The 25,728-nt window shown below is 73.9% G+C and carries 23 protein-coding genes; 12 read left to right on the top strand and 11 right to left on the bottom strand.

The genetic code is table 11. The features are described 5' to 3' along the window. Positions 1-22: 22 nt before the first annotated feature. From lepB to IEZ31_RS11325, 4 genes are read right to left on the bottom strand one after another with little or no spacing between them, the layout of a single operon-like run. Complete coding sequence (gene lepB / locus IEZ31_RS11310; RefSeq protein ID WP_190249749.1) at positions 23-703, bottom strand: signal peptidase I; 681 nt, start codon at positions 701-703, stop codon at positions 23-25. Further along, complete coding sequence (locus IEZ31_RS11315; protein ID WP_190249750.1) at positions 700-1,026, bottom strand: PadR family transcriptional regulator; 327 nt, start codon at positions 1,024-1,026, stop codon at positions 700-702. Before IEZ31_RS11315 ends, lepB begins: the two co-directional genes overlap by 4 nt. Positions 1,027-1,071: 45 nt before the next feature. Next, positions 1,072-1,428 carry a VOC family protein gene (locus IEZ31_RS11320; RefSeq protein ID WP_190249751.1) on the bottom strand — a complete coding sequence of 119 codons (357 nt, stop codon included), beginning with the start codon at positions 1,426-1,428 and terminating at the stop codon, positions 1,072-1,074. 30 nt (positions 1,429-1,458) lie between these two features. Beyond that, positions 1,459-2,655 carry an MFS transporter gene (locus IEZ31_RS11325; RefSeq protein ID WP_229834691.1) on the bottom strand — a complete coding sequence of 399 codons (1,197 nt, stop codon included), beginning with the start codon at positions 2,653-2,655 and terminating at the stop codon, positions 1,459-1,461. Positions 2,656-2,965: 310 nt separating this feature from the next. Here IEZ31_RS11325 and helR point away from each other — a divergent pair, with 310 nt between their 5' ends. From helR to IEZ31_RS56515, 6 genes are all read left to right on the top strand, one after another. Further along, a complete protein-coding gene (gene helR / locus IEZ31_RS11330) occupies positions 2,966-5,107 on the top strand; it encodes an RNA polymerase recycling motor ATPase HelR (protein ID WP_229834694.1) in 2,142 nt (713 codons plus the stop codon). Between the two features lie 80 nt (positions 5,108-5,187). Beyond that, positions 5,188-6,678 carry an alkaline phosphatase PhoX gene (locus tag IEZ31_RS11335; RefSeq protein ID WP_190249754.1) on the top strand — a complete coding sequence of 497 codons (1,491 nt, stop codon included), beginning with the start codon at positions 5,188-5,190 and terminating at the stop codon, positions 6,676-6,678. 429 nt (positions 6,679-7,107) lie between these two features. After that, positions 7,108-7,431: an STAS domain-containing protein gene (locus tag IEZ31_RS11340; RefSeq protein ID WP_190249755.1), complete on the top strand. Its 324-nt coding sequence runs from the start codon at positions 7,108-7,110 to the stop codon at positions 7,429-7,431. Positions 7,432-7,445: 14 nt separating this feature from the next. After that, positions 7,446-7,730, top strand: coding sequence for a hypothetical protein (locus IEZ31_RS11345; RefSeq protein ID WP_190249756.1), 285 nt, complete (start codon positions 7,446-7,448; stop codon positions 7,728-7,730). After that, positions 7,727-8,155 carry a hypothetical protein gene (locus IEZ31_RS56510; protein WP_229834697.1) on the top strand — a complete coding sequence of 143 codons (429 nt, stop codon included), beginning with the start codon at positions 7,727-7,729 and terminating at the stop codon, positions 8,153-8,155. The genes IEZ31_RS11345 and IEZ31_RS56510 overlap by 4 nt, the downstream gene beginning before the upstream one ends. A 134-nt stretch (positions 8,156-8,289) precedes the next feature. Further along, the gene (locus tag IEZ31_RS56515; RefSeq protein ID WP_229834700.1) at positions 8,290-8,835 is read left to right on the top strand and encodes a DUF4240 domain-containing protein; all 546 of its coding nucleotides are present in this window, start codon (positions 8,290-8,292) and stop codon (positions 8,833-8,835) included. A gap of 19 nt (positions 8,836-8,854) precedes the next feature. Here IEZ31_RS56515 and IEZ31_RS11355 read toward each other — a convergent pair whose 3' ends face one another. Then, positions 8,855-9,586, bottom strand: coding sequence for a class I SAM-dependent methyltransferase (locus IEZ31_RS11355; protein ID WP_190249758.1), 732 nt, complete (start codon positions 9,584-9,586; stop codon positions 8,855-8,857). A gap of 60 nt (positions 9,587-9,646) precedes the next feature. Here IEZ31_RS11355 and IEZ31_RS11360 point away from each other — a divergent pair, with 60 nt between their 5' ends. After that, entirely contained in the window at positions 9,647-10,162 is a 516-nt protein-coding gene (locus tag IEZ31_RS11360) for an isochorismatase family protein (RefSeq protein WP_190249759.1), read from the top strand. 10 nt (positions 10,163-10,172) lie between these two features. On the opposite strand, the gene IEZ31_RS11365 is transcribed toward IEZ31_RS11360, so the two are convergent. Then, positions 10,173-10,712 carry a TetR/AcrR family transcriptional regulator gene (locus IEZ31_RS11365; RefSeq protein WP_190249760.1) on the bottom strand — a complete coding sequence of 180 codons (540 nt, stop codon included), beginning with the start codon at positions 10,710-10,712 and terminating at the stop codon, positions 10,173-10,175. 61 nt (positions 10,713-10,773) lie between these two features. Here IEZ31_RS11365 and IEZ31_RS11370 point away from each other — a divergent pair, with 61 nt between their 5' ends. Further along, on the top strand, positions 10,774-11,724 hold the full coding sequence (locus IEZ31_RS11370) for an alpha/beta hydrolase (protein WP_190249761.1): 951 nt from the start codon (positions 10,774-10,776) through the stop codon (positions 11,722-11,724). Between the two features lie 128 nt (positions 11,725-11,852). Here IEZ31_RS11370 and IEZ31_RS11375 read toward each other — a convergent pair whose 3' ends face one another. Beyond that, on the bottom strand, positions 11,853-13,253 hold the full coding sequence (locus tag IEZ31_RS11375; protein WP_190249762.1) for a hypothetical protein: 1,401 nt from the start codon (positions 13,251-13,253) through the stop codon (positions 11,853-11,855). 253 nt (positions 13,254-13,506) lie between these two features. Here IEZ31_RS11375 and IEZ31_RS11380 point away from each other — a divergent pair, with 253 nt between their 5' ends. From IEZ31_RS11380 to fumC, 3 genes are all read left to right on the top strand, one after another. Continuing rightward, complete coding sequence (locus IEZ31_RS11380) at positions 13,507-16,122, top strand: ATP-binding protein (protein ID WP_190249763.1); 2,616 nt, start codon at positions 13,507-13,509, stop codon at positions 16,120-16,122. Between the two features lie 86 nt (positions 16,123-16,208). Next, positions 16,209-17,912, top strand: coding sequence for an NAD-dependent malic enzyme (locus tag IEZ31_RS11385; RefSeq protein ID WP_190249764.1), 1,704 nt, complete (start codon positions 16,209-16,211; stop codon positions 17,910-17,912). Between the two features lie 6 nt (positions 17,913-17,918). Next, a complete protein-coding gene (fumC, locus tag IEZ31_RS11390; RefSeq protein ID WP_190249765.1) occupies positions 17,919-19,382 on the top strand; it encodes a class II fumarate hydratase in 1,464 nt (487 codons plus the stop codon). Here fumC and IEZ31_RS56520 read toward each other — a convergent pair. After that, the gene (locus IEZ31_RS56520) at positions 19,300-19,809 is read right to left on the bottom strand and encodes a beta-L-arabinofuranosidase domain-containing protein (protein ID WP_308429375.1); all 510 of its coding nucleotides are present in this window, start codon (positions 19,807-19,809) and stop codon (positions 19,300-19,302) included. The genes fumC and IEZ31_RS56520 overlap by 83 nt on opposite strands. On the opposite strand from IEZ31_RS56520, the gene IEZ31_RS11400 reads away from it, so the two are divergent. After that, positions 19,787-19,999 (top strand): hypothetical protein, encoded by a 213-nt coding sequence (locus IEZ31_RS11400; protein WP_190249766.1) that lies wholly within the window; start codon positions 19,787-19,789, stop codon positions 19,997-19,999. The two genes, IEZ31_RS56520 and IEZ31_RS11400, sit on opposite strands and share 23 nt — an antisense overlap. A 7-nt stretch (positions 20,000-20,006) precedes the next feature. Here the strand turns inward: IEZ31_RS11400 and IEZ31_RS11405 are convergent, their stop codons facing one another. From IEZ31_RS11405 to IEZ31_RS11415, 3 genes are all read right to left on the bottom strand, one after another. Further along, complete coding sequence (locus tag IEZ31_RS11405; RefSeq protein WP_190249767.1) at positions 20,007-21,011, bottom strand: COG1361 family protein; 1,005 nt, start codon at positions 21,009-21,011, stop codon at positions 20,007-20,009. 61 nt (positions 21,012-21,072) lie between these two features. Beyond that, entirely contained in the window at positions 21,073-21,702 is a 630-nt protein-coding gene (locus IEZ31_RS11410) for a hypothetical protein (RefSeq protein WP_190249768.1), read from the bottom strand. 131 nt (positions 21,703-21,833) lie between these two features. Beyond that, a complete protein-coding gene (locus IEZ31_RS11415) occupies positions 21,834-25,652 on the bottom strand; it encodes an alpha-L-arabinofuranosidase family protein (protein ID WP_190249769.1) in 3,819 nt (1,272 codons plus the stop codon). Positions 25,653-25,728 lie beyond the last annotated feature (76 nt).

A 25,728-nucleotide genomic window follows, 5' to 3' on the forward strand; every position in this document is an offset into this window, starting at 1 on the left:
TTCAAACCGCCGCGCGGCGGGCTCAGGTGATGAGGCGGCCGGAGACGGACGACACCGGCTGGCTGCCGTAGTAGCGCGAGTCGCGGGCCACCGGGCGGTTGTCGCCCAGGACGTAGATCTCGCCGTCCGGGACGGTCGCGGTGATGCACAGGGTCTCGGCGCCCTGGACGTACGGCTCGTCAAGTGGGGTGTCGTTGCGGTGCACGCGGCCGTCGGCGCAGGAGATGCGGTCGCCCGGCAGGCCGATCACGCGGTCGACGGCGGTGTAGGTGGCTGCGCCGTCGTGGACGGTCAGGACCACCACGTCGCCGTGTCGCAGGCCGGTCACCCGGAACGAGACGCGGTCGACCAGGACGCGGTCGCTGACCCGCAGCGTGGGCTCCATCGCGCCGCTCGGGATGAAGCGGACCGTGAGCAGCAGCTGGTTGACCGCGGTCAGCGCGGCCACGGCGGCCACCGCGGCGACCGCCACGCGCAGCGGCCACCGGCGGCGGGCGGCCCACCGCTCGCGCCACGCGACCCGCAGGCCGCCGGCGACCCAGCGCACGGTCGCCCAGCGGCCGGTCACCTGGTCCAGCTCGGCGAGCACGGCCCCGCTCCACGGGCCGCGGGCGGCGCGGGCGAGCAGCCACCGGCCGGCGCGGTGCAGGTGGCTCATGCCGCGGCGCTCGCCGCTTCCGTCGCGGCTCAGGTCGCGGGTCACGACGCGGTCCGCGGGACCGGGCGGGTGGCGGGGCGGGCCGCCGCGCGGGCGGCGGCCTCGCGCCGGCGCTGCAGCGCGAGGGCCGCACCGTCGGCGGTCAGCCGGTACAGGTGGCGGGGCGGGCGGCCCGGCTGCTCGGCCGGCTCCCACCGGGTCTCCAGCAGGTCCGCCTCGGCGAGGCGGATCAGGATCGGATACAGCGAGCCGGAGGCCAGGCCCGTCTCCCGGCTCAGGTCGTAGCCGTAGCGCCAGGTCGCGGGCTCGGCCAGCAACGCGTCGAAGACCCGCAGCGTCTGCGGGGAGGAGTGCGGCAAGCGCGGCATGCCCAAAGTCTACATATGAAGACTATGTGCGGGAAGGGCCGGCGGTCACTCCACGCAGAGGCAGAACGGGTGGCCGGCCGGGTCGAGGAAGACGCGGAACGTGGTGCCGGGCTGGTGCTCGTGCTTCGTCGCGCCCAGGGCCAGCACCGCCGCCTCGCCCGCGTCGAGGTCGTCGACGATCACGTCGAGATGCATCTGCTGCGGCCGCTCCTGGCCCGGCCAGACGGGCGGTGAGAACCCCTCCACCTGCTGGAACGAGATGGTGTGGCCGTATTCGGCCTTGATGTCGGCCCAGTCGTCGGAGATCTCGACCTTCCAGTCCAGCATCGTGCCGTAGAAGCGGGCGAGCTCGGCCGGGTCGGGGCAGTCGATGACGAGGCCGGGAAAGCGTGCGATAGCCATGCGGGCACCGTACCGCCGGTTCCGGACGTTCTACGACCGGAACCGGGGCGCCAGCAGCGAGCCGCCGACGAACAGCAGGCCGGCCACCGAGAGGGCGGCGCCGACCCAGGCCGTGGCCAGGTACCCGTGCCCGGCCGCGATCACGACGCCGCCGAGCCACGCGCCGATCGCGTTGGCGAGGTTGAGCGCGGAGTGGTTCGACGACGCGGCCAGCGCGGGCGCGTCCGGGGACGCCTCCATGAGCCGGATCGTGAGACCGCCGCCGAGCACCTGGCAGACCAGGCCGACGGCGAAGACGAGCAGCACCGCGGCGACCGGCGACGAGGCCGTCAGCGCGTACAGCGACAGCACCGCGGTCATCGCCACCAGCGCGCCGACGAGCGTGCCGAGCGCGGACCGGTCGGCGAGGCGGCCGCCGAGCAGCGCGCCGATCGTCATCCCCAGGCCGAACACGGCGAGGACCCACGGCACCGCCCCGGTCGGCAGGCCGGCGACCTCGGTCAGGGTCGGCGCGACGTAGCTGTAGACGGCGAACATGCCGCCGAAGCCGACGGTGCCGGTGAGCAGCGCGATCCACACGTGCACCCGGCGGAACGCGCCCAGCTCGCGCACGATGCTCGCCCCGTCCTCGATGGCGACGGGCGGCACCCACCGGCGCACGGCGAGGATCGTCACCACGCCGATGACCGCGATCGCCGCGTAGGAGGCGCGCCAGCCGAGCAGTTGCCCGGCGAGCGTGACGAGCGGGACGCCGACCACGTTGGCCACGGTCAGCCCGACCATGACCCGCGACACGGCCCGGCCCTTGCGGTCCGGCGGGACGAGTCCGGCGGCCACGACGGAGGCGACCCCGAAGTACGCCCCGTGCGGAAGACCCGTCAGGAACCGGGCGGCGACGAGCGACCAGATGCCCGGCGCGGCGGCGGTCAGCGCGTTGCCGGCCACGAACGCGAGCATGAGCACGAGCAGCAGCCCCCGCCGCGGCGCCCGGGCGGCGAGCGCCACGATGACCGGCGCCCCGACGACGACGCCGAGCGCGTAGGCGGTGATGCCGTACCCCATCACGGGGATCGACACCCGCAGCTCGCCGGCCATCTGCGGCAGCAGCCCCATCGTGGCGAACTCGGTGGTGCCGATCCCGAACCCGCCGATCGCGAGCGCGAACAGCGCGGCCCCGGCCGACCCGCTCGTGTTCTGGGTCGCGGCCCGGACCTGGGTGGTAGTCACGGCGCCCATCCTTCCCGCGGCGTGTTTCCGCAGGGGCACCGCCAGGTGACCGGGGTAATGCGCATCACGAGGAGCGCGGGTGCAACGGATCGGCGGCGCCGCGGCGCACCCGACCCGGCGTGGGTCCGGCGGCTCGCCACGGGCGTGGTGTGGGTTGGTGGAGCGCCGAGCGCCTGGCCGGCCGACCCGCTGCAATAGCGGATCTCTCCACTTTCAAGCTATACCGTACCCGGGGGCTTGTGGCAAGACCCCGGTGGTGGCGCACAATCACCAACCGAACGAACCGAAACCCGCAAAACGGACGGTGTTTGTGCACAGCAGCGTGTTCGACCTTCCCGACCGACTCGCCGCCAAGGCGGACCCGGCGCTGACCGCCGCGGACGAGCGGCACTTCGCGGCCATCGCCGAGCGGCTCGACCAGGTGTCCGCCGAGCTGTCCGGGCGCCTCGACGCCGAGCGCAAGGCGCCCGCCGGCGTGGGCCAGCGGGCGCTGGACCGGGACCAGGAGGTCCGCCGGCTCTCCGCCCGCCTGCGCACCCTGCGCCGCTACAGCCTCGACCTGTGCCTCGGGCGCATGGTCGGCCCGGACGGCACCGACGGCACCGACGGCACCGAGCCCGTCTACGTCGGGCGGCTCGGCCTCACCGACGCCGCGGGCAAGCGGCTGCTCGTCGACTGGCGCTCGCCGGCCGCCGAGCCGTTCTTCGGCGCGACCCACGCGAACCCGATGGGCCTGGCCAGCCGCCGCCGGTACCGCTGGACCCGCGGCCGCGTCACCGACTACTGGGACGAGGTGTTCACCCCCGACGGCTTCGAGGGACACGCCGCGCTCGACGACCAGTCGGCGTTCATCGCCAGCCTGGGCGGCACCCGCTCGGGCCGGATGCGCGACGTGCTCGGCACCATCCAGGCCGACCAGGACGCCATCATCCGGGCCGGCTCCCGCGGAGCGCTCGTCGTCGACGGCGGCCCCGGCACGGGCAAGACCGTCGTCGCGCTGCACCGCACGGCGTACCTCATCTACGCCGACCCGCGCCTCGACCACCGGCGCGGCGGGGTGCTGTTCGTCGGCCCGCACCAGCCGTACCTCGCCTACGTCGCCGACGTCCTGCCCAGCCTCGGCGAGGAGGGCGTGCAGACCTGCACCCTGCGGGACCTGGTCGCCGAGGGCGCCGCGGCTGGGCCGGAGCCCGACCCGGAGGTGGCCCGGCTGAAGTCGTCCGCCGACATGGTGCGCACCATCGAGGAGGCGGTCCGGTTCTACGAGCAGCCGCCGGCCAAGGCGATGACGATCGAGACCGAGTGGGACGACGTCCGGGTGAGCGCCGGCGACTGGGCCGAGGCGTTCGCGGCGGTGGAGCCCGGCACCCCGCACAACGAGGCGCGCGAGCAGATCTGGGAGGAGCTGCTGGCCATCCTGGGCGAGCGGTACGACGACACCGACGCCCTCGCCCGCAGCCGGGAGCTGCGCACCGCGTTCAACCGGGCCTGGCCGCTGCTGGAGGCGGCCGACCTCGTCGGGGACCTCTGGTCGGTCCCGGCCTACCTGCGCCGGTGCGCGCCCTGGCTGAGCCCCGACGAGGTGCTGCGGCTCCAGCGGCGCGACGCCCGGGCCTGGACGGTGGCCGACCTGCCGCTGCTCGACGCGGCCCGGCAGCGGCTCGGCGACCCGGAGACCGAGCGGCGCAACCGGCGCCGCGACGCGGCCGTCGCCGCCGAGCGCGAGCGCATGGGCCGGGTGGTCGACGACCTGATCGCGTCGGTCGACGACGAGTACGGCGTCGGGCTGGTCACCATGCTGCGCGGCGAGGACTTCGAGGAGGCGCTGGTCGACGAGGCCGCGCTGCCCGGCGCCGACCCGGACCGGCTCGCCGGCCCGTTCGCGCACGTCGTCGTGGACGAGGCGCAGGAGCTGACCGACGCCGAGTGGCAGATGCTGCTGCGGCGCTGCCCGTCGCGGAGTTTCACGATCGTCGGGGACCGGGCCCAGGCCCGGCACGGGTTCACCGAGTCGTGGGCGCAGCGGTTGGAGCGGGCCGGGTTCGACGCGATCGAGCTGGCCTCGCTGACCGTCAACTACCGCACGCCGGCCGAGGTCATGGCGGAGGCGGAGCCGGTCATCCGGGCCGCCCTGCCGGACGCGAACGTGCCGACGTCGATCCGCACGGGCGGGCGGCCCGTGGTACACGGGAAGGCCTCGGAGCTCGACGGTCTCGTGGCTCGCTGGCTTACCGAGCACGCCGAGGGCGTCGCCTGTGTCATCGGCTCCCCCGAGTTCCGCTCGCAGGATCGGGTGCGGTCGCTGACCCCGGAGCTGTCGAAGGGGCTCGAATTCGACCTGGTGGTCCTCGTCGATCCGGAGAACTTCGGCGACGGCATCGAGGGCGCCGTCGATCGATATGTGGCGATGACGCGAGCAACACAACAGCTGGTCATGCTTAGGACCGCCTAACCTCACCCCTTACACGGCGTTCACCAACCGGCCACCTGAACACCCTGGCACGCCATCGAGCGCGGCGAAATCGTTCGACCGTGACAGTTTCTCGTCGTCAGATCATCAAGGGCAGCACCGCCGCCGGCGTCGGGCTCACCGTCGCCGGCGTCCTGCCGACCCTCGCCGAGCCGGCCGCCGCCCACGAGCAGCGCCCGTCGTCCGGCGGCCGTCCCTTCCCGCCCCTGCAGGACGACCCGAACGGCATCCTCGCGCTGCCCGCCGGGTTCTCCTACAAGATCGTCACCCGTGAGGGCGTCACCGACATGTCGGGCGGCCAGGGCAAGACGCCCGGCCTCCACGACGGCACCGGCGTCGTCGGCTCGGGCCACAACCGGTTGACCATCATCCAGAACCACGAGCTGACCCCGTTCATGACCACGTACGGCGTGCCGCACATCGCGGGCACCGTCTACGACCCGGGCGCGGCCAACGCCGGGGGCTGCACGGTCATCACGACCGACGGCAACGGCAAGCTGATCTCGGAGTGGGTCGGCATCGCCGGCACGGTCCGCAACTGCGCCGGTGGCGTGACCCCGTGGGGCACCTGGCTGACCTGCGAGGAGACCACGATCAACGCGGGCGCCACGTGGTCCGCGGGCGGCCGGACCGGCACCTACGAGAAGGCCCACGGCTACGTCTTCGAGGTCTTCCCGCGTGACTCGGCGCACCAGCTGCCGAAGCCGATCAAGGCGTTCGGGCGGTACGACCACGAGGCCCTCGCGGTCGAGCCGAACCTGCGCCACGTGTACCTCTCGGAGGACGCGAGCGGCCCGAACGGCCTGTTCTACCGCTGGACCGCGCCCCGCGGCGGCAAGCTGGGCCCGGGCGCCGCGACCACGCTCGCCGACGACGCCGGCGTGCTCGAGGCGATGCAGATCCGCATGGATGACGGCAGCATCCTGCCCGACGTCGCCTACCTCACCTCGGCACAGCTGGGCCGCCCGTTCAAGGTCACCTGGATCGCGGTGCCCGAGCGCGACGCGAAGACGCAGAGCGTGCGCAGCCAGTTCACCGACGGCACCGTCACGCGGGGCAAGAAGTTCGAGGGCGTGTGGAGCACCGGCAAGGGCTGCTACATCGTCAACAGCTTCGCCTTCGGCTCGAGCGACCTGCCGGCCGACGCCACCAAGCACGACGGCATGGTCTGGTACTACGACTACAGCGACGAGACCATCACGCTCGTCACGTACTTCCCGCACAACCCGGCCGCCGAGGGCGAGGGCGCGTCGCCGAGGTACGCCGACCTGACGTTCGACGGGCCGGACAACGTGACCGTCACGCCGTGGGGCACGCTGGTGCTGGCCGAGGACGGCGTGCGCGCCTCCCACGTGCTCAGCTCGGTGCCGGGCGGCCCGACGTACGCCATCGCCCGCAACATGCTCAGCAACGGCACGTCGAGCGGCTTCCCGACGTACTCCGAGTTCACCGGCCCGACCTTCTCGCCCGACGGCAAGGTCCTGTTCGTGAACATCCAGACCCCGGGCATCACGCTCGCGATCACCGGGCCCTGGCAGAAGTACCTCGACTAGTTCCGCCGGACAGGGCCCCGGCGGCGAGCCGGGGTCCTCCTGGTACGCCGCGGCGGACTCGGCCATCCGCCCCCGCGCGACGAGCAGCCGGGCGTGCAGCCGCGGTCCGGTCGGCCGGTGCAGAAGCTGGTCCACAGTGGACAGGGCGACGAGCGCAGGGAGGTCGACGGCGGCCGCTCCCGCTGCGCCGCGTCCACCACCGCCGCACCGCCTGGGTCGGCGCGGCGGGGGTGTCGACGAGGACGACCTCCCGCTCGTACCAGTCCACGGCGGTCACCCCGGGCAGCGTCGCGAGGTGCTCGACGAGCTCGGCGGACAGTATGCGCGGGTCACGGTTAGGGCAGTGCCGTCATGTGGCGGGTTCCGAACCGCGGGGGATCCCCCTATGGTGGCCCTGAGGGTGAACACTCGGTGACGAGAGGCGGTTCCATGCGTGCCCAGTCCCTCGATGTCCGTACCACTCCTGACGGCAGCGTGATCATCCATCCCTGGGGCATCGTCGGCGAGGACCGCGCCGCCGAGCTGCGCCAGCTGATCCTCCGCACGGTCCGCCACGTCCGCCCGCTTCGGCTCGTCTTCGACCTCACCGACGTCGGTGCCATCGACCCGATCAACGTCGGCACCCTCGCGGCCGCCTGCACCCTGGGCGACGACCACGAGGTCCCCGTCTTCGTCGACAACCCCCAGCCCGACCTGGCCGACCTCCTCTGCTCGGCCGGCGTGCCGCCGCAGAAGCTGCGCTACGTCTCCTGAGTCTCCCCCTAGCCGTGCCCCGCCCGTACCGCGCCCTCGCCCTGCTGCTCGCCGCCGCGGCGGTGGTGCGGTCGGTCGCGACCGGCTTCTTCGTCGGTGCTCTCCACCGCTGGATCGCGACCGAGGGCGCGGTGGGCGTGGCCAACCGCTCGGCGCTGCGCGCAGTGCCCGGCGAGGGCCCGGTCACCGCGCTCGACCGGATGGTCCTCGCGAGCGCCGAGCACTGGTTGTCGGGGGGCGCCGCGCTCCAGCTGACGGGCTTCGCGGTGCTCGCGGCGCTGCTGTGGCTCCCTTCGTGAGCGAGCGCCGGTACCGCGACCCGGGCCTGCGGCTGTCCGACCTGGCCGGCCACGACATCGACGTGGTATGCCCCCGCTGCTCGGCGCACGCGCTGGTGACCCCGACCCCGCGCCGCCTCACCTGCCGGCACTGCGCCTACACGGCCACCTGGCGCCCGTCACCGCGCGGCACGGTCTGGGGCCGCCCGGTCGACCCGTACTTCGCCCGCCCGCTCTGGCTGCGCACCCGCTGGCGCAGCCATGTCGTCTGGGCCCTCAACCGCCACCACCTGGACATCCTGCGCGACTATGCGACCGCGACACTGCGCGAGCGCGGCCCCGGCGGCAACACGACCATGATTTCGCGGCTGCCGGGCTGGTTCAAGGCCGCGAAGCGCCGCAAGGACATGCTCGTCGCGCTGTCCCGCCTGTACGACCGCCTCTGACCGCCCTCGGGTCGTGGGAGACTGGGTGCCCCGACGGACGACCCGCGCGTGGACCGCCGCGGTCGAGGCGTCCCCGGGCAAGGTCGAGCGCCTGCCGGTCGTCACGGCCTGGCGATGAGCGACACTGGTCGACCGTGGACACCAGTGACGTGTGGCGCCTGGTCGACCAGGCGCGCCAGGAGTTGGCCGAGACGGCCGACGCCGGCGAGGTCGCCGAGCGGATGAGTGCGCTGCTGGCCCGGCGCGACCCGGCCGAGATCGTCGCCTTCGCCCAGCCCCTGTGGGACCTGCTCATCCAGTCGTACCGTGCCGACCTGTGGGCCGCCGCCTACCTGATCAACGCAGGCGCCTCCGACGACGGCTTCGACTACTTCCGCGGCTGGCTGGTGGCGCAGGGCCGGACCGTGTACGAACAGGTCCTGGCCGACCCGGACCGCCTGGCCGGCAACCCGGTCGTCCGGCGGGCCGCCGCGGACGACGAGGAACTGGAGTGCGGGGAGATCCTCGGCGTCGCCTGGGACGCACACCTGGCCGCGACGGGCCGCGAGCTGCCCCCGGGCGCCTTCACGATCCGCTACCCCGCGCTGGACCCGGCGTGGGACTTCGACTTCGACGACGGAGCCGAGATGCGCCGCCGCCTCCCCCGGCTCGCCGAGCTCTACGACGGGCCGGCCGAGTAGGTCACCACGGCCAGGCGGCTCACGCCAGCACCAGGAGGTCGAGCGCGTCGACCGCCGGGCCGTGCGTCGTCTCGGCGGCCGCCCGCAGCCGGGCCACGCCCGCCGCGTACGCCTCGTCGCTGATGAGCTGCAGCGGCGTGTGGGCCTCGCGGCGCAGGCCGGTCGCGAGGTCCGCCAGCGACGGCGCGGTGACCTGCGGTACCGGCGCGAAATCCGTGGTCGTGAAACCGGCGGTGGCGAAGGCCTCCTCGACGCGGGCGACGCTCGGGTACCGGTCGAGCACCGCGACGGCCTCGGGGAAGTACCGGAACAGGCCGATCCCGTCGGGGCGCCCGGCGAACGCCGAGCGGATGAGCACCGGCCCGCCCGGCGCCAGGACCCGGCGGATCTCCCGGGCGGCGGCCGCCAGGTCGGGGATGTGGTGGACGACGGTGGAGAGCCAGACGGCGTCGACGCTCGCATCGGCCAGCGGGATGCTCGCGGCGTCGCCGGCGAGCACCGGCTCGAACACCGCCCGCTCACGCATCGCCGCGGACGGCTCGACCGCGACCACCTCGACGCCGGGCCACCACTCGCGGAACGCGCGGGTCCAGCTGCCGGTGCCGCAGCCGAGGTCGAGCAGGCGCAGCCCGGGGCGCGGGTCGAGGTACCGGAGGATCGCCCCCCGCCAGGCGCCGAGCGCGTCGTCGCCGAGATGCCGGTTCGCCGCGAACGCCGCCGCATCCACGCCGTTGTATGCGATCAGCCCCATGAGGTGACCCAACCCGCCCCGCCCGGCGGAGGGCAAGCGAAAGTGCCTAGGCTCACGTGCATGGCATTTGCGGCGGAACGGGCAGCGCTCATCGCGGTGGATCTCATGCCGCGCATCGTCGAGCAGGACATGGGCCCGCACCGGGGCGCCGACGTGGTCGAACGGACCGTCCGCCTCGCCGAGGCCTTCCGGCGGGCCGGCGGCACCGTCGTGCTGGTCCGGGTGGAGCGCCCCAACGTCGCCGAGCAGCCGCCCGGCAGCGGCTTCGTGCCGGAGCTCGAGCCGCGCGTGGGCGACGTCGTCGTGGTGAAGCGGACCATCGGGGCGTTCCACGGCACCGGCCTGGCCGACCGCCTGCGGGAGCGCGGGATCGACACGGTCGTCATGACCGGCATCGCCACGACGATGGGCGTCGAGTCGACCGCGCGGGCCGCCGCCGACCACGGCTTCGAGGTGCTGTTCGTCGCCGACGCCATGAGCGGCATGACCGCCGCAGAGCACGAGCACGCCCTGTCGGTGGTCTTCCCACGCTTCGGCGACGTCCTCGACACCGACCGGGTCCTCGCGCTGGTGTAGCGCGGTTCGTCTATCGGAAGTCGCGCACGACCAGCTCGACCAGGTCCTCGACGTCGACCATCGGCTCGCCGGTCATGCCCAGCCGGTGCAGCAGCGTGCCGACGACGACGTCGATGACGAACAGGACCCGCCGCTCGGGCTCACCCAGGACCTCCTGCAGCGCGATGCGGTACGGGTCCTGCAGCTGCGTCGACAGGATGTGCCGCAGCTCGGGGTCGTTGACGGCGTCGGTGAACACGCCCGCGAAGGCCGCGCCGATGCCGGGCTCGCCGATCTTCCCAGCGATCCAGCGGATCGCCGACGCGACGATCTCGGCCCGGTCCGCGCCCTCCAGCGGCGCCGGGCCGAACGCGTCGACCAGGCAGGCCGTGATCAGCGCACCCTTTGACGGCCAGCGGCGGTAGATCGTCGTCTTCGCGATGCCCGCCGCGGCCGCGATGCGGTCGACCGTCGCCCGCGTGTAGCCGAGCTCGTGGACCGTGCGCAGCGTCGCCGCGAACACCGTGTCGTCGATCCCGGAGCGCGGGCGGCCGGGCGGTCTCGTGGACATGCCCACAGAATACCGCTACCTTTGGTATCGATACTTGAAGTAGCGTAATTGAGGGGGAGTCATGAGTGCTCGACCACCGCTGGGAATCCGGCTCTTGCACGCCGTGCGGAAGCAGCCCGACTGGCTGGCGATGCCGCCCGCGGAGCTGGACGCCTTCCGCGACGCGGAGAACCGCCGGCGGTCCTCACGGCTGGTCCGGGTCATCTCCGGGTTCCCGGACCGCGGGGCGACGATCGGCTGGCAGCGGGTCGCGCTCCCCGATCGGACGCTGCCGGTCCGGGTGTACCGCCCGGCGACCCCGGCCGCCCACCCGCTGGTCATCCACGTGCACGGCGGCGGGTTCGTGGGCACGGCACCGCAGAGCGACTGGATCAACAGCCACCTCGCCGCCCGGCTGCCCGCGGTGGTGGTGTCGGTCGAGCACCGCCTGGTCAGCCGGGACACCCCGCTGTCGGCGGCCGTCGACGACGGCTGGGACGTGCTGCGCCACATCCTGGACCACGCGGCCGAGTGGGGCGCGGACCCGGCGCGGGTCGCCCTCGTCGGCGAGAGCGCCGGCTCGGTCGTCGCCGCCCTGTCGGCGCTGCGGGCCCGCGACGCCGCCCTGCCGCTGCGGGCCCAGGTCCTGGTCAACCCGGTGGCGGACCTGACACCGTCGGCGTTCGACTACCCGTCGATGCGGGAGCACGCGGACAGCCCGACCCTGAACGTGACGCAGATGGAGCTGTTCCTCCGCCTGGCCGTGCCCGACGGCACCGACGCGAAGGCCCTGTCGCCGCTCTTCGCCGCCGACCTGAGCGGGCTGGCCCCGGCCCTCGTGGTGGTGCCGACGCTCGACCCGGTGGCCGACCACGGCCGCGCGTACGCCGAGGCCCTCCGCGCCGCCGGCACCGCCGCCCGCCTGACCGAGCACGCGGGCGCGCCCCACGCGTTCGTGAGCATGCCCGGCGTGGTCCCCCAGGCGAAGGCGGCCCGTGCGGAGATCACCGACTTCCTCCGGACCCACCTGTAGCGGACCCGTTGCGTGCCACCTTGCCCTCGATGCGGAGCCGGGCGACCCCGTCGACGGCGACGCAGATGCCGAACACGCGCGCCGGGCTCGTCCAGCCGTTGACCCGGCCCCGGTTGGTGGACACCCGGTCAGGCGGCGGCGATCGTCAGGCCGGCCGCGACCGCCTCGGGCAGGAGGCCGGCCGGCAGGTGGGGCGCGAGGCCGTTGAGGGCGACCGCCTGCCAGTAGCCGCTGCCGATGTCCTTTGCCGCGGCGAGGGCCTCCGCCAGCAGCGGCGGGGGCAGGTGCCCGGCCAGGCCGGCGATCGCGTGTGCTCGCCACCCCTCGGCGGGGGCGGCGGCCGCCACCGCCAGGGCGTCGGCGTGCCGATCGGGCGGCAGGTGGGCGGCGAGCCCGGTGAGCAGCCGGCAGCGTCGGTCGTCCCGGACGGTCGCCGCCGCGACGGCCAGGCCGCGCCGGACGGCGGCGTCGCGGTCCGCGCCGTCCAGGAACCGGATCAGGTCCACCTCGGCGGACGCGCGGCGCGCGGGGTCGACGACGGCCGTGGTGGCCGCCTGCGCCGCGCGGACGGCGTCGGCACGCAGGTGGCCCGCGAGCCACGGGATGAGGGTGGTGAGCCGCCTCGCCCGGTCCCGGCTGCCGGTGACGGCCGTCGCGGCGGCCAGCGCCTGCCGCGACGCGGTCGTGTACGCGGGGTCGGGCAGGTGCGGGAGGAGACCGGCGAGCGCCCTGGCCCGGCCGGCGGCGTCGCTGACGGCCAGCGCGGCGGCATGCGCGCGGCGGGCCGCGTCGGCACGGTCGGCGCCGTACCGGTGCGGGATGCGGTCCGTGAGCGCCTTCGCCCGGGCCGGGCCGGTGGCGAGCGCGTCGACCGCCGCGTCCAGCAGGGCGCCGGCGGGCAGGTGCGGGACGAGGGCGGTCAGCGCCTCGGCGCGCGGCGACGGGGAGGTGAGCGTGGACGCGGCGGCGACCGCCGGCCCGAGCAGGTCCGGCGGCAGGCCCGGGGCGAGCGTCGCCAGGGCCCGGGCCCGGCACCCTTCGTCGGGCTCGGCGGCGATCGTGCGCAGCACGGGACCGAGCCGGTCGGTGGGCAGCCGCAAGGCGACGGCGGCAAGTGCTACGGGAAAGGTCTCCGCCGCGGCGAGCGCCGCCGGCAGCAGCCGGGCCGGGAGGTGCGGGACGAGGGCGGCCAGCAGCCAGGGCCGCGTCCTGGCCGGGTCGAGCAGTTCGGCGGGTAGGTACGGGGCCAGGACGACGGCCGCCTCGACGAACCGGTCCTCGTCCGCGATCCCGCGCGCGGCGGCCCACACGTCGCCCAGCAGGCCGCGCGGGGTCAGCGGCGCGAGGTAGGCGATCGCGGCGCAGCGGTCGAGATCGCCGGCCAGCCGGGGCAGATGCGACAACGCCTGCCGCACCGGCCACGCACCGGTCGAGTGCAGCAGCTCCACCAGGCTTGCCGACGTGCCGCCGAGCGGCCGGCGACCGGCCGCCGCACGGATGGCGGCCCGCCGGACCGGTCCCGCCTCCATCACGCCACCGCCCCCACGAACGAGCACCCGGAAGGTCATGCCCGAGGTTCCCGCCCGGCCGGCGCGGTCTCAAGTGTTCCGAACGGACTCGTACAGATCCGAACAGCCCGGCGGGGTGTCCGGGCGCCGGCCCGATGGCATCGTTGGGCATCACAGCGGTGACCGTGCGGGGGGCGGTCACCGCCGCGGTACCGACCCGTGGCCGGCGTCCACTAGGCTCTATGCCCAGCGGCGTTGAACGGCGGAGGCGGGATTGGCGAACGACGGCGAACCCGACCCCACTGCCGCGACCGGCCCGGCGTCGTTCGTCGCGGCGCTGCGCGAGCTGCGGGCCTGGTCGGGGCACACCTACCGGCAGTTGGCGGCCCGCGCCGACGCGGTCGGTGACGCGCTGCCCGCCAGCACCATCGCCTCGACCCTCAGCCGGTCGAGCCTGCCCAGACGCGACTTCGTCGTGGCGTTCGCCCGCGCGTGCGGCCTCGACGAGGCGTCGGCCGGTCGCTGGACCGCGGTGCGGGACACGATCGCCGTGCAGGCGGTCGCCGAGCCGGCGGCCGCGGCCGAACTTCCCACGGCGACCGCGGTACCGGCGGTACCGGCGGTACCGGCGGTACCGGCCCTGCTCCCGCCCGACATCGCCGACTTCACCGGCCGCACGGCACTCGTGGCACGGCTGTGCGCGACGCTCACCGGCGACCGGCCGGCCACGGCGCCGGTCATCGTCGCGCTGGCCGGCATGGGCGGCATCGGCAAGACGGCGCTCGCCGTGCACGTCGCCCACCTCGTCGCCGAGGCGTACCCGGACGGGCAGCTCTACGTGAACCTCCGCGGGGTGGAGGCGGCGCCGCTGGAACCCGCCGACGTGGTGGCCCGGTTCCTGCGGGCGCTGGGCGTGGACAGCCGGGCGATGCCGGACGACCCGGAGGAGCGCACGGCGCTGCTGCGCACCCGGCTGGCCGGGCGCCGGTTCCTGCTGGTGCTGGACAACGCGTTGTCGGAGGAGCAGGTCCGGCCGCTGCTGCCCGGCGCCGCCACGTGCGCGGTCGTCATCACCAGCCGGGCCCGGCTGAAGGGCATCGAGGGCGCCCGATTCACCGACCTCGACGTCTACTCCGACGACGAGGCGGCCGGGCTCCTCGCCCGGATGGCCGGAGCGGAGCGCCTCGCCAGCCAGCCGGCCGAGGCGGCGGAGCTCGTCGCGCTGTGCGCCGGGCTGCCGCTGGCGGTCCGCATCGCCGGCGCCCGGCTGGCGGCCCGGCCCACCTGGCCGGTCGCCCGGCTCGTCGCCCTGCTGCGCGGCGCGTCGCGCCCGCTGGACGCCCTCGACGCCGGCGACCTCGCGGTGCGGGCCTCGCTCGCGCTGAGCTACCGGTGGCTGAACGGGACCTCGCAGCGGCTGTTCCGCCTGCTCGGCCTGTTCGACGCGCCCGACTTCCCGGTGTGGCTGCCGGCGGTCGTCCTGGACTGCTCGCTGGAGGAGGCGGCCGAGCTGGCCGAGGCGCTCGTCGACGCGCAGCTGCTCGCGGACGCCGGGACGGACGCCGCCGGGCAGTACCGCTACCGCTTCCACGACCTGGTCCGCCTCTACGCCCGCGAGCGCGCGGCGGCGGAGGAACTCGCCGACGACGTGGCGCAGGTGCTGACGCGCGGGCTCGGCGGCTGGCTCGCGCTCGCCGAGAACATGGCCCGCCGCATCCCCGGCCCCTGCTTCGCCGAGATCCGGGGGCCCGCGCCGCGGCCGGCGATCGGCTGGGCCGAGGGCCACGTGTATCCGATGGAGCCGGTCGACTGGTTCGACGCCGAGCGGGAGGCGCTGCTCTCCGCGGTGTACCAGGCGTGCCGGCTCGGCCTCGACGCGCTGGCCTTCGACCTGGCCGGTTGCCTGGAGAAGTACTTCGACATGCGCGGCATGTACCGCGACTGGACGAGCACGAACACGGCCGTGCTGGCGGCCTGCCGGCGCGCCGGCAACCGGCTCGGCGAGGCGGTCATGCTGCGCGGCCTGATCGACGTGATGATGTGGACCCATGACCGCACCGACGGCACGGTCATGGCGCGGTCGCGCACCGACGCGTTCCGCCTGCTGGAGATGTTCGAGGAGCTGGGCGACGAGCGGGGCGAGTCGGACGCCGCCGTCATGTGCTCGTGGGCGCTCGTCGCCGCCGCCGACCACGGGCCGGCGGTCGCCATGGGCGAGCGCGCCCTGCGCAGCGCCGAGCGGTCCGGTCACGTCGGCGGGCTGGTGCGGGCCAACCTGGTCCTGGCGGTGGCAAAGTTCGATCAGGCCTCGTTCGGCGCCGCGGTCGGGCACGCCGACGCCGCGCTCGGCCACGCCCGGGCGCTGGGCAACGCCCGGGCCGAGGCGACCGTCCTGCAGTACCTGGGCATCGGCCATCGCGAGCTGGGCAACCTCGAGCTCAGCCAGCGGCTGCTGGGCGAGTCGCTGGCCATCTCCCGGCGGTACCGCGACAACTACACCGAGACGCTCACCCTCGTCGCGCTGGCCCGCGTCTACCAGCTGCGCAGCGACCCGCGCGCCCGCGACACGGCCGAGCTGGCGTCGACGCTGAGCCGCGAGTACAACATGACCCACCACCTCGCCGACAGCCTGGGGCTGCTCGGCGAGCTGGAGCTGGCCGCCGGCCGGCCCCGGCATGCGATCGAGCACCTCCAGCAGTCGGTGGCCCTGTGGCGCACCCGCGGCTGGCACTCGTATCAGGCGTCCGCGCTGAGCAGCCTGGGCGAGGCGTTCGCGAGCGTCGACCCGGCCGCGGCGCGGGCCGCCTTCGAGGAGGCGCGGACGCTGTTCCGCCGGGTCGGCAACGACGAGAAGGCCGCCGAGCTGACCCGGATCATCGAGCGCCACTGACGGCCGGAGGATTGTCCCGCCGGCAGCGGGTAGCTAGGACCGTGCCCCGGTCCGGGGGCGACAACCACACGCCGCAGGGGGTGGCCATGACTGCCGCGACGCTGGTGTCGGCGAGACGGAAGTTCCGCGTCGAGGGTGACAGCTACGTCGCCACGGTGCGGGGCGCGGAGGTCCTCGACACGCCGCTGCTGAACAAGGGGGCGTCGTTCACCCGCCAGGAGCGGCGGGACCTCGGGCTGGAGGGCCTGCTGCCGGCCGCGGTGCAGTCGCTGGAGGAGCAGGTCCGGCGGGTGTACGAGCAGTATGCCGACCAGCCGACCGACCTGCACAAGAACGTCTTCCTGGCGATGCTGCAGGACAACAACGAGGTGCTGTTCTACCGCCTGCTGGCCGAGCACCTGCGGGAGATGCTGCCGGTCGTCTACGACCCCACGGTGGGTCAGGCCATCAAGCGCTACAGCCACGAGTACCGCCGCCCGCGCGGGGTGTACCTGTCGATCGCCGAGCCCGACCGGATCGAGGCCGCCTTCGCCGATCTCGGGCTGGGCGCCGACGACGTCGACCTCATCGTCGCCTCGGACGCCGAGGAGATCCTGGGCATCGGCGACTGGGGCGTCGGCGGCATCGACATCGCCGTGGGCAAGCTCGCCGTCTACACCGCCGCCGCCGGCATCGACCCGGCCCGGGTCATCCCGGTCTCGCTCGACGTGGGCACGAACAACGCCGAGCTGCTGCAGGACCCCGACTACCTCGGCAACCGGCACGAACGGGTCCGCGGGCAACGCTACGACGAGTTCATCGACGCCTACGTCACGACGGCGACCCGCCTGTTCCCGAACGCGCTGCTGCACTGGGAGGACTTCGGCCCCAGCAACGGCCGGCGGATCCTGGAGCGGTACCGCGACCGGATCTGCACCTTCAACGACGACATGCAGGGCACGGGCGCCATCGTGCTCGCCGCCGCGCTCAGCGCGCTGCGGGTGGCCGGCACCCGGATGCGGGACCAGCGCATCGTCGTCTTCGGCGCCGGCACCGCCGGCATCGGCATCGCCGACCAGCTCCGCGACGCGATGGTCCGCGACGGCCTCGACCGCGACACGGCCACCCGCCGGATCTGGTGCGTCGACCGGCAGGGCCTGCTCACCGACGACATGACCGACCTGCGCGACTTCCAGGTCGCCTACGCCCGCCCCAAGGGCGAGGTCGCCGGGGGCGGGATCGGGCTGGCCGAGACGGTCGCGCAGGTCAAGCCGACCATGCTCATCGGCACCTCGACCGCGCACCGCGCGTTCACCGAGGCGATCGTGCGGGAGATGGCCCGCCACGTCGACCGGCCGATCATCTTCCCGCTGTCGAACCCGACCGAGCGCATCGAGGCGATGCCGAGCGACCTGATCCCGTGGACCGACGGCCGGGCCCTGGTCGCCACCGGCATCCCGGTGGCGCCGGTCACCTACAACGGGACCACGTACGCCATCGGCCAGGCCAACAACGCGCTGCTGTACCCGGGCCTGGGCCTCGGGGCGATCACGGCCCGGGCGACGCGGATCAGCGACAACATGTTCCACGCCGCCGCCGACGCGGTCGCCCGGATGGTGGACGTGAGCACGCCGGGCGCGTCCGTGCTGCCGCACGTCGAGGACCTCCGCCACGTGTCGGCGACGGTCGCCACCGCGGTCGCCGACGACGCCGCCGTCGAGGGCGTCGCGCGGGCCAGGCTGACCGACACCGCCAAGCAGGTCCGCGAGGCGATGTGGCAGCCGCGGTACCGCGAGATCAAGGCCGGGTGAGGCGCCGTGACCCAGCAGCTGAAACCCCACCAGCGCGACCTGCCGATCGGCATCGACGCCACCGGCACGCGCACCGAGACCGACTCCCTCGGCGCCGTCGACGTCCCCGCCGACCGTTACTGGGGCGCGCAGACCCAGCGGTCGCTCGAGCACTTCGACATCGGCGACGACCGGATGCCCAAGGCGGTCTACCACGCCTACGGCTACGTCAAGAAGGCCGCCGCGGTCGTGAACTCCCGCGCCGGCCGCCTGCCGGAGTGGAAGGCGCAGCTCATCGCGCGGGTGGCCGACGAGGTCATCGCGGGCGCGCTGGACAGCGAGTTCCCGCTGTACGTCTGGCAGACCGGCTCCGGCACCCAGTCCAACATGAACGTCAACGAGGTGATCGCCAACCGGGCGATCCAGCTCGCGGGCGGCCGGCTGGGCAGCAAGGCGCCGGTCCATCCCAACGACGACGTCAACATGGGCCAGTCGTCCAACGACACGTTCCCCACGGCGATGCACATCGCCGCCGTGGCGGCGATCGACGAGCAGCTCGTGCCGGCGCTCACCCGCCTGCACGACGCGATCGCCGGCAAGAGCCGCGAGTGGGCCGACGTCGTCAAGATCGGCCGCACGCACCTGGAGGACGCGACCCCGCTGACCGTCGGGCAGGAGTGGTCGGGCTACGCCGCCCAGCTGCGGGACGCCACCGACCACCTCACCGCCACCCGGGCCGGCCTGTACCGGCTGGCCATGGGCGGCACCGCGGTCGGCACCGGGCTGAACGCCCCGCCCGGCTTCGGCGAGGACGCCGCCCGGGCGATCGCCTCGCTGACCGGCTGGCCGTTCGTCACCGCTCCCAACAAGTTCGCGGCGCAGGGCTCCCTCGACACGCTCGTGCGCACCTCGGCCGCCCTGCGCGGCGTCGCCGTGGCGCTGTTCAAGTTCGCCAACGACCTGCGCTGGCTCGGCTCCGGGCCGCGCACCGGCCTGCACGAGCTCGACCTGCCGGCCAACGAGCCGGGGTCGTCGATCATGCCGGGGAAGGTCAACCCGACCCAGGCCGAGGCCATGCTCATGGTCTGCGTCCAGGTCATCGGCTCCGACACGGCCGTGGCCGTGGCCGGCAGCGAGGGCAACTTCGAGCTCAACGCGTTCCGGCCGATCGTCATCAGCAACGTCCTGCACTCGGTGCGCATCCTCGCCGACATGTCCGACCACCTGCGCCGGTTCCTCGTCGAGGGGGTCAAGCTCCATGAGGACCAACTGCGGGAGAACGTCGACCGCTCGGTCATGATGGTCACCGCGCTCTCCCCGGTCATCGGCTACGACAAGGCGTCGGAGATCGCCCACCTCGCCGTCGACCACGGCCTGACCCTGAAGGACGCGGCCCTGCAGCGCGGCGTCACCGAGGACCTGTTCGACCGCGTCGTCGTTCCCGCCGACCTGACCCGGCCGGGCACGGCCGACCTGGCCGCCGGCCGGTGAGCAAGGATGCCGAGGCCTGGTTCACCAGCCGGAACGTCGGCGTGCTGAGGACCGCGCCCTCACCGGGCGCCGTCCAGTAGACGGCGTAGTTGTGCCCGTGCGCGTCGTAGAACGGCCCGAGCTCGACGGCTGCGCCGTTCGCGGTCGCGCTGAACCGCAGCGCGGTCGTGCTGGTCCGGCTGATCGACGCGACCGTCAGCTGCGGCGGCGCGGTGAGCGCGGCGTCGCCGTAGTTGCCGGACAGCACGACGGGCCCGTAGGTGACCGCCGAGATGTTCGGGTTGTCGTTCGCGGCCCGCATGACGACGCGCATGGGGAGCTTGACGGTGACGGTGTCGCCGCTCGCCCAGGCGCGGGTGATGCTCGCGTAGGTGCCGGGTGTGGCGGTTTGGGTGGTGCCGTTGATGGTGACGGTGGCGACGATCACCCTGACGACGCCGTTCGGCAGCCGCACGATCGCCGACGTGGCGCCGGGCCGGCAGGCCTACCAGTCGTTCAGCGCGCGGGCGGGGCAGGTCGCTGCCGGCACGGTCACGGTCACCGCGACGGCGACGATCGGCGGCACCCCGGTCACGAGCACCTACCAGGCGGCGTACTCCGCAACGACCTGTCCCTGACCCGGCGTCAGGCGCTGCCGGCCGCCTCCGCGCGGCCCTCGGCGCGGGCCCGGGCGAGCAGCCGCTCCAAACGGGCCCGGCGGCGGCGCAGCCACGTGCGGGCCGCCAACGCCGGCAGTACCAGAGCGAGCACCAGCAGCAGCTGCGGGATCGGCAGCGCCCAGCCGGTCACCGTCACCTCCGCCGGAGCGGCGGCCGTGGCGCCGTCGGCGGACGCGGAGACCGTCACCGTCGTGCTGATGCGGCCCAGCGGCCACCGCCCGGTGAGGCGGGTCGAGAACTCGCGGGTGCCGCCCGGGAACACCTCGCGGACCCGGGCGCTGCTCGGGTCGGTCCAGGTGCGCCTGCCGAACAGGTGGGCGGTGGTGACGCGCGTGTCGGCGGCGGCCCGGACGTTGCCGGGGTTGCTCACCGTGTACCGCACGTCGAGCGCCCCGGCCGCGAACGGGTTCCACGAGCGGTGGTGGGTCGCGCGGACGTCGGCGACGGTGAGCCGGGCGTCGAGGGCGCCGGTGACGCGAAGGTTGATCCGCACGCCGACCCGGTTCTGGACGCGGACCTGGCCGGCCGCGGTGTCGAGCGACGCGGTGACGCCCGCCGGGTGGTCGCCCGGCGTCGCGTTCGCGGGCACGGCGATCACGACCGGGATGACGGCGGTGGCGCCGCCGGCCACGGTGACGGTGTCGGGCACGGTGATCCAGGAGCCGCCGTCGGTCGGGGTGACGTCGGCGGCGCGCATGTCGAAGAGCCCGCCCGCGGTGAGGTAGCCGTCGTTGGCGTCGACGGTGAAGGCGACCGGGCGGGCCGAGTGGTTGGTCACCGCGACGTGCTCGGTGACCTTCGCGCCGCCCGCGAGGGCGAGGTCGATGACCCGCCGGGAGTCGGGCCCGGCGGCGGTCGCCGGGACGACGGACCAGGTCACGTCCCCCTTCGCGGGCTCGGCGCGGGCCGCCTGGGCCGGGGCGCCCAGCACGGCGACCAGGACCGCGAGTACAAGCCGGATCTTGCGCATCGGGGCTCCCCAACAGGAAAGCCCGGGGCGCGGCGACGTGCCGCGCCCCGGGTACAGCGGGTCAGGACTGGTCGAACAGGGACAGGGTCAGCGTCGAGTGGTACTCACCGGCGGGCACGTCGACCGGGGTGCGCAGCACCAGGTCGGCGTTGACGTCCCAGGAGCCCGTCTCGTCGGCCGCGTTCGCGGTCGACACCAGCAGCTCCTGGCCCTGCAGGCCGACCGTCGGGGCTCCGGTCCCGTCGGAGATGACGCTGGAGACCGGCTCGCCCGGCGACACCGCGCCGGTCGTCGACCCGGTCAGCAGCCGCGGGCTCCAGCCCAGGTACTGCGGGCCGAACCCGGCCCCGCCGCCCGTCGGCACGAACTGGCTGGCCTGGCCGACCACGGCCCAGAACGAGCCGGCGGGGATCTCCTCCGGCTTCCGGGTGTCGGTGACGGTGACGGTCGGGGTGACGCCGGTGAACTGCCGGGCCGCCGCGTTCGAGCCGTTCTCGGTGAGGGTGACGCCGTTGTTGTCGGCGACGGTCATCGTCAGCTGCCCGGGCGTGCTGATCTCGTCGATGACGACGGAGATGTCGACGTCCGGGTCGCCGGGCGCGGCCAGGCCCGGGGCCGCGGCCGCGACGCCGCCGAGCGCGACGCCGAGGGCCGAGGCGGCCAGTAAGCGGGCGGTGGTCGAGGGGGTCATGCCCGTGCTCCTTCTCGGTCGGTTCAGTTGCAGGTGATGGCGGTGTAGGGGGCCGGGGTGGCCGCCGCCACGACGCTGACAACCAGCGCCGCGGCGGCCGCTATGTGGTGCGGTTTCAAGTAGGACCTCTCCTAGGCGCAGCTGATGGCGGCGTAGTCGGCGTGGTAGGTGACGGTCTGCCCGTCCCGGGTGCCGGTCACCGTCGCCCGGCCGGCGGGCAGCGCGGCGGCCCGGGCGTTGAACGACTGGTACGCCTGCTTGCCGGGCGGGACGGCGGGGAAGGTCTTGCTGCCGTACGCGGTGGTGAAGCCGACGGCCGCCGCGCCGGTGCCGTGGTTCACGGCGGTGACGGCGAGATATGCGGTTCCGCCGATGCACCTCGGCGCGGCGGAGACGGTCAGGCCGACCGGGTCGCTCGCCTGGTGCAGGCGGATGAAGGTGATCGAGTAGGCGGGGAAGTCGTAGGTGAAGTCGTTCGACGCCCCGGTCCACGACCGTTCGACCGGCACCACGGCGGTCGGCGCCGCCTTGGTGTTCGTCGCGGTCGGCGGGCCGCTCATCTCGGTGACGGTGGCCTGCGACGCGATCTGCGTGCCGCCGGTGACCTGGACGCGGGTGCGCGCCGTCGTCGCCGTCGGGTTGACCGCCTTGACCACGATGTCGCCGGTGTCCTCGTCGCGGGTGACGACCTGGTAGAGGACCTGCGGCGCCGGCTGGGTGTAGGTCAGCTGGAGCGCGCCGTCGAGGTACAGGCTGATCTTCGCGCCCTCGACGACGATCTTCACGTGGTAGGTCTGGCCGGTCACGACCCCGGTGTCCGGGCCGGCCGCGACCTCGCCGCGCGAGTTGCCGACGGCCCGTTCGAGCGCCTGGCGGGTATTGTTCCAGCCGCCGAGGTTCCACCAGTAGTAGTCGCCGGGCGAGCCGGCGCCGAAGCCGATCAGGAAGCCCTCCGAGCCGGCGACCTTGCGGGCGTCGAGCTCGAGGGTGTAGTCGGTCCAGTTCCTGGTGTACGCGTCGGGGATGACGGACCGGGCGTCGGTCACCGTCGTCGACGACTGCACGTACTGGCCGTTCTGCACGGCCCAGCTGCCGGACTGCGTCGCCCAGGCCGGGGCGGCCGAGAAGTCGTCCTGGAACAGCACCGTGCCGCCGGTGTTGGCGGCAACCTTCACGTTGTCGTAGGCGGCGCTGGTGTTCCAGGTCGACAGGAACACCCCGCCGCGCACCACGTTCGCCTGTGCGGCGCCGACCGTGACGGTGCTCGGCACGACCTGGTCACCCTGGTTGACCGAGAACAGCTGCTGCGTGTAGTAGTTCGCCGAGCCCCACGACTGGCGGTTGTCGAACCAGATCGCGTCCGGCGACCACTGCACGTAGCTCTCGTTGGCCAGCAGCGGCGCGTAGGACGCCAGCTCCACGAGGTCGCCGTTGCGCTCCAGGCCGGTCATGTACGACGCCTCCGCGAGGGCGTTGGCGAACGTGTTGCCGCGCGAGGCGTACTCGCCGAGGAAGACGTGCGGCCCGTTGCGGTCGTAGGAGTCGTACCGGTGGTTGTTCGCCAGGAACCACGCCGGGTCGAGGTAGTAGTGCTCGTCGACCATCTCGACGTTCTGCTGGCGGTTGTAGTTCCACAGCGTGTTGAACCGCGCGCCGCTCGCGGCGGGGCCGGAGTTGGAGATGACGGTGACGTCCGGGTAGGCGGCCTTGACCGCGTCGCGGAAGGCGGGGAAGTTCGCCTCGAACGTGGTGGTGTTCTCCTCGTTGCCGAGCCCGATGTACCGCAGGTGGAACGGCTCCGGATGGCCGAGCGCCGCCCGCTTCGCGCCCCACTCCGTGGTGACGGGACCGTTGGCGAACTCGATGAGGTCGACGGTGTCGTCCACCCACCGCTGGATGCGGGCCGCGTCGGTCATCTCCGGGATCGTGCTGCCGCAGCCGTTCGCGCCGACCGACAGCACCGGCAGCGGGGTGGCGCCCATGTCCTCGGCGAACTTGAAGTACTCGAGGTACCCGATGCCGTAGGACTGGTTGTAGCCCCAGAAGTTCCAGTTCGTCGGCCGCTGCTCGACGGCGCCGATCGTCTCCTTCCACTGGAACGTGCGGCGGCGGTCGGCGCCGTTGCTCTCCAGGTACGTGTTGAACGTGCCGACGTTGGTGACACAGCCGCCGGGGAAGCGCAGGAACTTCGGCTGGAGCGCGGCGATCTTCTCGGCGAGGTCCTTGCGCAGCACGGACCGGCCGTTGACCGGGCCGACCCAGGTGTCCTGCGGCATGAGCGAGACCATGTCGAGCGCGAGCGTGCCGGCGGCGCCGGCCAGGACGGCGAGCCGCCCGGCGGCCGTGGTGCCGGTCGCGGTGAGCGTGGCCGGGTACGCCTTCCAGGTGTTCGAGCCGTCGACGTGGACGGTGCCGGTGGCGAACACGCCGGTGCCGGCCGCGTCCTCGACCCGCACGGTGAGGTCCTGCGCGGTGGCCGAGCGGGCCCAGACCGACAGGTCGTAGCGCGCGCCCTGCTGCACGGCGAAGCCCGTGTTGTAGCCGGTGTTGCGGACTCCGGCTCCGGCGCCGGTGGTGGTCAGCGTCAGGTAGTAGCGGTTGCTGTCGTTGAGCCGGCCGCTGCCGGTGCCGACGGTCGGCGTGGCGGTCGCGCCGCCGCGGCTGACCGTCTCCCAGGCGGTGAGCCCGGTGAACGAGCTGTTGTCGGAGGCGTTGAACTCGAACGAGCGGTTGCGCACGAGCTCGGCGTAGAGGCCGCCGTCGGCGGCGTAGTTGATGTCCTCGTAGAAGATGCCGTAGAGGTCGTCGCTGATGTCGGTGCGCGGCGCGGCGGTGTCGACGACCAGGTCGTGCTCCGCGACGGTGACGTCGGTGATCGTCAGCTTGGCCGCGTTGGCGCGGTCGCCGAGGACGAGGGCGCCGTCGGTGGCCCGGCGCACCGCGAAGGCGCCGGCGCCGTTGTGCAGGAGCACCTTGCCGCCGCCGGCGTCGGTGAGCCGCAGCTGGGTCGGCTCGGCGCCGGGGGCGGCGAGCGCGAGCCGGCCCGCCTGCGCGACGACCGGCCGGTCGCCGGCCTTGAGCGTCACGGGCCTGACCGTGCCGGACGGGGTGCCGGCCGCGGTCGCGGTGAGCGTGACCGCGTTCGCCGGGCGGGTGGCGTCGAGGGCCAGGCCGCCGTCCCGCTCCGCCAGGTACGGGTTGGTGAACGTGAACGGCTGCGGCGGTACCACATCCGCACCCTCGGCGGCGTCCAGCGCGAAGTAGTCGAAGGCGGCCTCGTGGGTGGTGCCGTCGCCCGCGGCAAACGCGTAGACGCCGATCTTCGTGATCGGGAACGTCACCGTGACGGCGCCCGCGTCGGCCCACTGCTGCTGGGCGTCGTCCCAGTAGCTCGTGGCGACGGTGTTGCCGGTGCGCTGCATCCGCAGGGTCTCGGCGGACGAGCCCGGCCGGTCGGTGAACTTGTTGGCGGTGAAGGCGGCGGCGGCCTCCACGTCGTTCTCGATCGCGCGGCCCGACGGCGACAGGGTCCCGACGTACGTCAGCCCGGACCGCACGTAGTTGTCCATGTCCTGCCAGGCGATGAGGCCCGCGCCCTGGAACGTCTTGGACACCGCGCCCGTGAGGTGGGTGATCGCGGTGAAGTCGCCGTTCGGCACGTCGACGAGGACGATGTTCTTGGCGCTGTTGACGGTGCGGTACGTGTCGCCGGTCTGCGAGGTCAGCCGCAGCTGCCCGCCGGTGACGGCGAGCGCCTCCGGCACGGCGTTGACGACGCTCCAGTCCGGGCCGAGGGCGGTGCCGTCGAACGCGTCGACCCACGCGCCCGCGGGCAGCGGCGGTTCGGCGGCGCCGGCCGGCGACACGCCGACGGCCACGTTGGTCAGGAGCGTCGCCGTGGCGGCGATCGCCAGCGTTCGCAGGACGCGTACGGATGTGCGGTGTCTCATCCTGTTCCAATCCGATCGGCTATGTGAGCGTTCACAAGGGCGTGCGATGCCCGGCGCACCGCCCGCGCGGGACGGT

Origin of the sequence: Dactylosporangium sucinum (assembly GCF_014647515.1) — a bacterium.
In the GTDB taxonomy this organism is placed as follows: Bacteria; Actinomycetota; Actinomycetes; order Mycobacteriales; family Micromonosporaceae; genus Dactylosporangium; species Dactylosporangium sucinum.

What these genes read in the sequence shown, in the direction of transcription:
- IEZ31_RS11400 (WP_190249766.1), top strand. Translation starts at nt 19,787, where the DNA reads ATGGTGACGGTGGCGACGATCACCCTGACGACGCCGTTCGGCAGCCGC.
- IEZ31_RS11360 (WP_190249759.1), top strand. Translation starts at nt 9,647, where the DNA reads ATGGCATTTGCGGCGGAACGGGCAGCGCTCATCGCGGTGGATCTCATG.
- IEZ31_RS11375 (WP_190249762.1), bottom strand. Translation starts at nt 13,253, where the DNA reads ATGGAGGCGGGACCGGTCCGGCGGGCCGCCATCCGTGCGGCGGCCGGT.
- IEZ31_RS11355 (WP_190249758.1), bottom strand. Translation starts at nt 9,586, where the DNA reads ATGGGGCTGATCGCATACAACGGCGTGGATGCGGCGGCGTTCGCGGCG.
- IEZ31_RS11385 (WP_190249764.1), top strand. Translation starts at nt 16,209, where the DNA reads ATGACTGCCGCGACGCTGGTGTCGGCGAGACGGAAGTTCCGCGTCGAG.
- IEZ31_RS11340 (WP_190249755.1), top strand. Translation starts at nt 7,108, where the DNA reads ATGCGTGCCCAGTCCCTCGATGTCCGTACCACTCCTGACGGCAGCGTG.
- IEZ31_RS11415 (WP_190249769.1), bottom strand. Translation starts at nt 25,652, where the DNA reads ATGAGACACCGCACATCCGTACGCGTCCTGCGAACGCTGGCGATCGCC.
- IEZ31_RS11365 (WP_190249760.1), bottom strand. Translation starts at nt 10,712, where the DNA reads ATGTCCACGAGACCGCCCGGCCGCCCGCGCTCCGGGATCGACGACACG.
- IEZ31_RS11410 (WP_190249768.1), bottom strand. Translation starts at nt 21,702, where the DNA reads ATGACCCCCTCGACCACCGCCCGCTTACTGGCCGCCTCGGCCCTCGGC.
- IEZ31_RS11320 (WP_190249751.1), bottom strand. Translation starts at nt 1,428, where the DNA reads ATGGCTATCGCACGCTTTCCCGGCCTCGTCATCGACTGCCCCGACCCG.
- IEZ31_RS11370 (WP_190249761.1), top strand. Translation starts at nt 10,774, where the DNA reads ATGAGTGCTCGACCACCGCTGGGAATCCGGCTCTTGCACGCCGTGCGG.
- IEZ31_RS11315 (WP_190249750.1), bottom strand. Translation starts at nt 1,026, where the DNA reads ATGCCGCGCTTGCCGCACTCCTCCCCGCAGACGCTGCGGGTCTTCGAC.
- IEZ31_RS11405 (WP_190249767.1), bottom strand. Translation starts at nt 21,011, where the DNA reads ATGCGCAAGATCCGGCTTGTACTCGCGGTCCTGGTCGCCGTGCTGGGC.